We start from the raw sequence: 7764 nt of genomic DNA on the forward strand, positions 1-7764 counted from the left end.
GATTAAGTCCATATAATTGTGTAAAAAGAAAAGGAGTCAAATTAATTCCTAATGGTCACAATGGTTATCAACGACGAAAAATCATTGTGGAGGAATTAATTTTGACTCAATATCAGTTTAACCTAAATCTTGACTATTTAAAAGAATCCGTAATGAATTCAGACCTTGACGCTGTTATTAAGGCTTCGGTTGTTCTTGTTTTGAATTCTGTCATGGAAAAAGAGCGTGATGACTACTTACAGGTTGGAGCTTATGAACGTTCTTCTGATCGACTTGATACTCGGAACGGCTACTATGAACGCGACCTCGTTTTGAGTATTGGCAGGGTAACTTTGAAGGTTCCTCGTACACGCAAGGGAGAATTTTCACCTTCTTTGTTTGAGAAATATGCGCGCTGTGATCAGGCGTTTGTTCTTTCAATCCTTGAGATGGTTGTCAATGGTGTGTCTACTAGGAAAGTGAAAAATATTGTACAACAGCTTTGCGGGGAAAGTGTTTCTAAGTCTTTTGTTTCTTCTCTCACGGAAAGGCTGGATCCAGTTGTCTATGCATGGGCCAATCGTCCACTGAACACAACCTACTATCCTTACATTTTTGCTGATGCGATGTATATCAAGGTGCGTGAACACAATCGGGTTGTATCAAAGGCTGTTTATATTGCCACTGCTATTACAGAAGAAAACCGCCGTGAAGTTCTTGGGATAAGAGTGGATCACGCAGAAAGCTATGAGGCATGGAAATTATTTTTACTTCACCTGCAATCACGCGGCATTCAATCACCAAAGCTATTTATTACGGATGCACATGCCGGCTTGAAAAAGGCGCTAAAAGAGGTCTTTGTAGGAACCGTTTGGCAACGGTGTACGGTCCATCTAAAGCGAAATATCTTTAATGCACTGCCTAAAAAAGGAATTGTGGATGAGAAACTAGGATTAAAGAGAATCTTTGAAGCTGTTAGTGTAGAAGATGCACGCCTTTTTAAAGAGGAGTTTCAAGAACGTTTTGGGAACAATCATAAGCTAGAGAAAGCCATTCAAATATTAGAGGACGGCTTCGAAGATGCCATTCAATATTTAAATGAGCCAGTTAAGTTTCAACAATATATCCGCAGCACAAATTCACTGGAACGCTTAAATCAAGAGGTAAGAAGAAGAGAACAAGTCATACGGATCTTTCCGAATACCCAATCGGCATTCAGAATGATTGGAGCTGTTCTTATGCAGGTAAATGAGGAACAGGCAATGAAAAAAATAGTAAGACAACAATAAGAAAAGTAAATACTGTAATACTATACAGAGGTAGTGGAAATGCCTAATTTTAAATTGACATTGAGCCTCCGGCGGGCATGAGGGAAAGCCAGGAAGCCAGGAGTTATACAACTCCTGGCTTGCCCTCCAGGCTATCATGCCCGCCCCTCAATGTAAATTCAAAATAATATTAGCCCACTATACAAAATTCTAAGAAGCTAAAAACCATTGTTGACACTTTTACACAAAAATATGGACTTGACTTCAATTCTGCAATTTGTGTCCGAAGTTGAGCCATGTTCAGACTGTGACCAGCTTATTTCTGCATTTTTTGTCTGAAGTAAAACCATGTTCGGACCTTGACCAGCTCATTTCAGCTTCCTGTGTCCGAAGCTATACCTGGCTCGGATTCTGCAGATTCAGGAACTTCGTAATGTTATACTAACTAATATTCTCCAACAGATTGTTCCTTCCTGCAAGAGGGTCTGCTTTAAGTTTTTGTTAAACCGCGCTTTTTTTGAAAATATGCTGTTGCTGTCAGGGAAAGCAAAAGAATCCATTCAAAAGCATTCACGGCAGCGGCACTCTCAACTGGAATATCAATTACGCTTCCGATAATCATCAAGACGGAACCCGCAAAAAACCAGAACCATCCCTGTTTGCGCCAAATAAATACAGATGCCGCCAGCAATACGGCGGAAATGATCAGCACCATTATCGGAGGGCCGCCCTTTGCCTCAGCGTTTGAATAGCTTAGAACTCCATATTCCCATTTCGCTTCAAGTTCAAGGCCGAAAACCTCGGTGAAAAGCTCCAGAAGAATCAATCCGGCAGTGAGCAGGTATGCAGCCCCTTTTAGTGTACCTGTTTTTGCCCAATCAATATCAGCTTGTTTTAAAGTATGCCAGGAATATAGAACAAGCAGCGGTGTAAAAAAGGCATGAATCCAGAATCGTGCATAATTCAGTAGCTTTAGAGTATTGCCTTCCCCGATCAAACTTCCAGCAGCAAGAATTCCATTATCGTAAATCAATCCGAGAATTACAGGCAGCAGGAAGGCAGCACTAACAGGGCCGCTGTTCTTTACAATAAGAATGGCCCATATAAATAGCAGGATATACCCGGCTGTAAAAGCGGCAAATAATAGAGGATCCATAACATTCTCCTTTCTGTCTCTATTTTCTTACCCCATAATTAATGATTATATTTAAGAATAGGATAATCCCTTTTCTTTTTGTTAAAATGATCAGTACAAGATCCGGAAAATGGAGTGATTTCATGGAAGACTATCCTCTTGAGTACTATGAATTCTTTGTCAGTTTCAATGAAGGTGATTATTACACCTGCCATGATCTTCTTGAAGAAATGTGGATGACTGATAAAGGCAATTTGTTTTTTAAAGGCCTGCTGCAAATGAGTGTCAGCATTTATCACTATGAATATGGCAATGTCAAAGGTGCAAGGCTAATGATGGAGGCTGCACATGAATATTTACAGGCATACAGACCCGGACATTGGGGATTGGATCTTGAGCATGTGTACGCTTTTATTGAAGAATGCCTCTCTATATTTCCGAAAGATATCGACCGTCTTCCATTTGATAAGGTCGGTATTCTTCCTAAATTACCTCAGCTGGTACTGTATCTGAAGGATTAACAAAGCAGAAATTAGATAGTCGAAATAATTCAATATTTTCGATATAATAAGAGATAAATAGATTATGGGGGTGCCAGTATGTTTTCTGTTAAGAAAGAATTTGACGTTACAGCCGAACAGGAATGCCTGATTGTTGGTGTTTTTGATAAACCAGCCAGGTTTGAGGGAATACTTGCCCGTGCAGATGAACAGTTTGAGGGCCATTTGACAGAACTTGTGAAGAGCGGCGATATTTCTGCTAAGAAGAAAGCGATTGCAAAAATACATACTTTTGGAAAAATTGGGGCCAAACGATTTATTACAGTGGGTCTTGGAAAAGAAAAAGAATTCAGCTTTGAAGGTTTGCGTGAAGCTTTAGGAAAGACATTCAAGGAAGTGAAATCGTCCAAGCTTCAAAATGCCGGTGTTTGTCTTGATACTTTTATTGGCGGTAATGTAGATGCGCTGGATGCAGCACATGCACTAAGCGAGGCGTTTGCCCTTTCCACCTATAAGTTTGAAGATTACAAACAGAAACCAAATGAACCGGAAAAGGAAATTGAGAGTATTGCTGTTTATTGTGAAGCTGCAGATGAAGAAGATGTAAAGGCTTCCCTTACAGTTGGATATGCCCACGGGAAAGGAACGAATTCAGCTCGCACATTAGTCAATCTGCCAGGCAATATGCTGACTGCCACTGACTTGGCAAATTACTCATCTGAACTGGCGTGGAGATATGGGTTTGAAGTAGAAATCCTGGAAAAAGAGGACATGCTTAAGCTTGGCATGGGTGCTCTTTTGGCGGTTAACCAGGGATCGGCAGAGCCTCCTAAGATGATTGTCTTAAAATATCAGGGCAAGGAAGAATGGAAGGATGTAATTGGCCTCGTCGGCAAAGGAATCACCTTCGATACAGGAGGCTATTCCATTAAGCCTAAGGACGGCATAGTCGGCATGAAATCCGATATGGGCGGTGCAGCGGCAGTACTTGGGGCAATGGAAGTCATCGGCGAACTGAAGCCTGAACAAAATGTTGTCGCAGTCATTCCTTCTACAGATAATATGGTGAGCGGAACTGCGTTTAAGCCGGATGATGTCCTCACCTCCATGAGCGGAAAAACCATTGAAGTCCTCAATACGGATGCAGAAGGACGTCTGGCACTTGCTGATGCAGTAACATATGCGAAGCACCATGGAGCAGACTACCTGGTGGATGTCGCAACCCTGACTGGCGGTGTCATTGTTGCACTGGGGGAAGAAACAACAGGTGCATTAACCAATAATGAAGAGTGGTTTGAGCAGGTGCTGGAAGCCTCCTATGAAGCTGGCGAACCAATCTGGCGGCTGCCTCTTTTTGAAAAAGATAAAGAAAGAATCAGAAGCAGCAAAATTGCAGATCTGAACAATTCACCCGGACGTGCCGGCCATGCGATCATGGGCGGAGGTTTTGTCGGTGAATTTGCCGAAGACACTCCATGGGTGCACCTCGATATTGCAGGTACAGCCACGACAGGAAAAAGCCATGATCTTGGACCAGACGGCGCGACAGGCGTTATGGTGCGTACATTGGCATTGCTGGTTGAAAGATTTGTAACAAAATAATAGTGAATTCAGAACTCCGGAGCGATCCGGGGTTTTTTTATGCTAGTAATAAGCCTTAGCGGCCGGCTTATCCAAAATAACATCCGTCTGGCGGAAACTCCCATCTCAAATCGTCTTAAAATCATTGACATAAAAAGCACTAGTATGATAATTTAATACATGTGTTTTAGTTCTCTACCAATTTAGCAGACTAAAGTAAAAGTGAAACAAAGAATAGAAAGAGGGTTGCATCATGAATGCAGTTATACTTGCAGTTTTGATCATGCTTGTTCTCAGCCTTCTGCGCGTCAATGTGGTTCTTGCTCTTGTGGCAGGTGCATTGGCAGGCGGGCTCGCAGGCGGATTAAGTATAGATAAAACAATTGAAGTTTTCTCCAATGGACTTGGAGGCAGTGCAGAGGTTGCATTGAGTTATGCGTTATTGGGCGGATTTGCCTTGGCCATTTCCGCAACGGGGCTTCCGAATCTATTAGTGGAATGGGTCCTGGACAAGGTTGGAAAAGACGGGGAATCCAAAGGGAAAACATTATCAAAGGCACTCATCGTATTTTCTATATTATTAATGTCTATTTTCTCCCAAAACTTAATTCCCATTCATATCGCGTTTATTCCCATTTTAATTCCGCCATTATTAAAGGTTATGAATGAGCTGCAAATAGACCGGCGTCTGATCGCGTCTGTACTGACATTTGGTTTAACGGCTCCGTATATATTGCTTCCTGCAGGCTTTGGCCAGATATTCCACGGAATACTCGCAGAAAATATGGAGAACAGCGGGCTGGCAATAGAAATGGCTGATATCCCGAAGGCTATGCTTATTCCTGCAGCCGGTATGGTTGCGGGGCTTTTAGTGGCATTATTTGTTTACCGTAAAAAAAGGGATTATCGTCCATCAGAATTAATTGAGAGGGAAAAAGGCAATTACTCCAAAAAGGGCATTATTTTTTCTCTCATTGGGATTGCAGCAGCTCTCATCGTCCAGCTGCAGCTTGATTCGATGATCTTTGGGGCGCTGACAGGTATTTTAGTTATTTATATCAGCGGTGCGATTAAATGGAACGAGGCAGATCAGCTTTTAACTGAGGGTATGAAGATGATGGCATTTATTGGATTTGTCATGCTGGCTGCATTCGGATTTGCTGATGTATTAAAAGAAACAGGCGATGTAGATAGCCTTGTTGCACAGGCGGCTGAGGTAATTGGCAATAATAAATCACTTGCAGCCTTGCTGATGCTTCTTGTCGGCTTACTTGTTACAATGGGGATTGGATCTTCATTTTCAACCATCCCGATTATTGCAACTATATTTGTGCCGCTTGCACTGGAGGTTGGCTTCAGTCCGATGGCAACGATTGCTCTAGTGGGAACAGCCGCAGCTCTTGGAGATGCCGGTTCTCCTGCGTCAGACAGTACATTGGGGCCAACAGCAGGCTTGAATGCAGATGGACAGCACAATCACATCTGGGATACATGTGTGCCAACATTCCTGCACTACAATATTCCGCTCATCCTGTTTGGATGGCTGGCGGCAATGGTCTTATAATCGTAAGCAGCTTCCCGGAAGGGGGCTGCTTTCTCATTTTTTTAGGAAATTATAAAATCGCGATTTGTATATAACTCTGTGGAAGAATTTATCTACGTCTAGCTTCAGCGCCTACCTCCTCGAGGTCACAAGCCAATCCTCCCAAAAAGGCAAAGAACGCCTTTCCGGAAGGCTCGTCTTGTGCTTGAGGCCCGCAGGATGCGGGTCATGCAGACGTTGCCACAGGACGTGGCGATCTTAGTCTGCGATCCTTCGTGGGCAAGGCGCTTCCGCTTTTGTTTTGTTATCAGCCCGTAAAGTAGGGTACGATAAAAGAAAAGGAACGGAGGTGGCTTCAGTGTATTTTGGGAAAATCAGAAAACAGACCTCAGACCGGGTACCGCCCAATCAAAATGTGACGACTGCCTTTCCTGTATTGCATTATGGAAATGTTCCGTACTATAAGGATATGAAGGAATGGAACCTGCAAATATTTGGAGAAGTGGATAGGGAATTATCCTTTTCGCATGAGGAGATAATGAACCTTCCTCAGACTCTGTATAAAAATGATATCCACTGTGTCACGGGCTGGTCAAAGCTTGATAATGTCTGGGAGGGAGTCTCCGCCGCAGAAATTGCCAGGCTGGCAGGCGTAAAAGAAACAGCACAATTTGTGATTCTTCATGCGGAAGAGGGCTGGACCACGAACCTTCCCATTAAGGATTATCTAAAAAGCACCAGTCTGCTGGCACATACCCATAACGGTGAGCCCCTTACTCCCGAGCACGGATTTCCGCTGCGGGCCGTGATTCCGCATCTGTATTTCTGGAAAAGTGCAAAGTGGATTAGAGGCGTCGAGTTCTCTAAAACCGACAAGCCTGGTTTTTGGGAGAAAAACGGCTATCACAACTATGGAGACCCCTTTCGTGAACAGCGGTTCAGCTGGGATGATTAATAAGAATAAAAGCGTTGCATACGCTTTTATTCTTATTAAAATCCGAACAGCATTGTGAAAATATTTCTCTTTTTTAATTTCTTCCTGGGCTTCTCCTGATCAAAAACCAGAAGGGTATCAGAAGGGATGTCCCGATTTTTAACAGCTGTCCTGGCTTCAAGAGCCTCAATTCGTTTAAGCAGGCGTGCATTTTCTTTCTGCAGTTCCTCTATTTCGCTGCGGTGCTGAAGCAGCTGATAAGACACCACATCATCTGCTTTTCCATTCAGCCGCTTCTCAAGCTCGCTGATTTTTAAATATATTTTCTCTATTGCCGGAGCGGCAGCTGCTTCTACATGAACCGTACCCTTTCTCGTCTTTTTTCCCTTTACAGTAACGTCCTGCAATATTATCCCCTGATTAAGCTGATCCTGCACCTGTTTTAGCAGGCTAATGTCTTCTTCCGTAAATAAGTAATGACCCAATTCATTTCGTTCCGTGCGGAGTTCCAGTTGTTTAACCCATCGCTGAATAGTGCTTGGTGAAACCCCTAATAATTTAGCAGCAGCACTTGTATTCATACTGATCCCCTCCCGTTTTCACAAGGAATTCTACCCGTTTAACGTGAAGTCCTTCCCGGCTGACAAAACAAGTTTTCTTTCGCTAAAGAAAGTGCGGATTTTACATTTTTTTTATCGCAGTCTAACGGGCAGTAAGACCCCCACTTCAAGACTCAGAGGAATCAAAGGAGGATAAGAGGGGGTCAAACTGCCCGTAAAGGCCCGATTGGTTCAACTAACAATCAGTGGGGGATAAGGAAAACC

The 7764-nt window shown here is 43.1% G+C and carries 7 protein-coding genes; 5 read left to right on the forward strand and 2 right to left on the reverse strand.

The window, feature by feature from the left end:
* Window positions 1-101: 101 nt before the first annotated feature.
* Complete coding sequence (locus CE058_RS11315) at window positions 102-1268, forward strand: IS256 family transposase (RefSeq protein WP_163142611.1); 1167 nt, start codon at window positions 102-104, stop codon at window positions 1266-1268.
* A 469-nt stretch (window positions 1269-1737) separates the two neighbouring features.
* Here the strand turns inward: CE058_RS11315 and CE058_RS11320 are convergent, their stop codons facing one another.
* On the reverse strand, window positions 1738-2403 hold the full coding sequence (locus tag CE058_RS11320) for a hypothetical protein (RefSeq protein WP_163142614.1): 666 nt from the start codon (window positions 2401-2403) through the stop codon (window positions 1738-1740).
* A gap of 122 nt (window positions 2404-2525) precedes the next feature.
* Between CE058_RS11320 and CE058_RS11325 the strand changes: the two genes are divergently transcribed.
* The 4 genes from CE058_RS11325 to CE058_RS11340 all read left to right on the forward strand — a co-directional run bounded on the left by CE058_RS11325 (window position 2526) and on the right by CE058_RS11340 (window position 6961).
* On the forward strand, window positions 2526-2903 hold the full coding sequence (locus tag CE058_RS11325; RefSeq protein ID WP_048009800.1) for a DUF309 domain-containing protein: 378 nt from the start codon (window positions 2526-2528) through the stop codon (window positions 2901-2903).
* A 78-nt stretch (window positions 2904-2981) separates the two neighbouring features.
* Window positions 2982-4484, forward strand: a complete 1503-nt coding sequence (locus tag CE058_RS11330) for a leucyl aminopeptidase (protein ID WP_163142616.1) — start codon at window positions 2982-2984, stop codon at window positions 4482-4484.
* A gap of 232 nt (window positions 4485-4716) precedes the next feature.
* Entirely contained in the window at window positions 4717-6027 is a 1311-nt protein-coding gene (locus CE058_RS11335; RefSeq protein WP_048009802.1) for a Na+/H+ antiporter family protein, read from the forward strand.
* Window positions 6028-6364: 337 nt separating this feature from the next.
* Complete coding sequence (locus CE058_RS11340; protein WP_048009803.1) at window positions 6365-6961, forward strand: sulfite oxidase-like oxidoreductase; 597 nt, start codon at window positions 6365-6367, stop codon at window positions 6959-6961.
* A gap of 35 nt (window positions 6962-6996) precedes the next feature.
* Here CE058_RS11340 and CE058_RS11345 read toward each other — a convergent pair whose 3' ends face one another.
* On the reverse strand, window positions 6997-7521 hold the full coding sequence (locus tag CE058_RS11345; RefSeq protein WP_048009804.1) for a MerR family transcriptional regulator: 525 nt from the start codon (window positions 7519-7521) through the stop codon (window positions 6997-6999).
* Between the last annotated feature and the right edge of the window lie 243 nt (window positions 7522-7764).

The organism is Bacillus sp. 22-7 (genome assembly GCF_010628845.1).
In the GTDB taxonomy this organism is placed as follows: Bacteria; Bacillota; Bacilli; order Bacillales; family Cytobacillaceae; genus Cytobacillus; species Cytobacillus firmus_B.

Excerpts from the sequence above, each read along its gene's own strand:
- CE058_RS11320 (WP_163142614.1), bottom strand. The coding sequence starts at position 2,403 with ATGGATCCTCTATTATTTGCCGCTTTTACAGCCGGGTATATCCTGCTA.
- CE058_RS11325 (WP_048009800.1), top strand. The coding sequence starts at position 2,526 with ATGGAAGACTATCCTCTTGAGTACTATGAATTCTTTGTCAGTTTCAAT.
- CE058_RS11330 (WP_163142616.1), top strand. The coding sequence starts at position 2,982 with ATGTTTTCTGTTAAGAAAGAATTTGACGTTACAGCCGAACAGGAATGC.
- CE058_RS11335 (WP_048009802.1), top strand. The coding sequence starts at position 4,717 with ATGAATGCAGTTATACTTGCAGTTTTGATCATGCTTGTTCTCAGCCTT.
- CE058_RS11345 (WP_048009804.1), bottom strand. The coding sequence starts at position 7,521 with ATGAATACAAGTGCTGCTGCTAAATTATTAGGGGTTTCACCAAGCACT.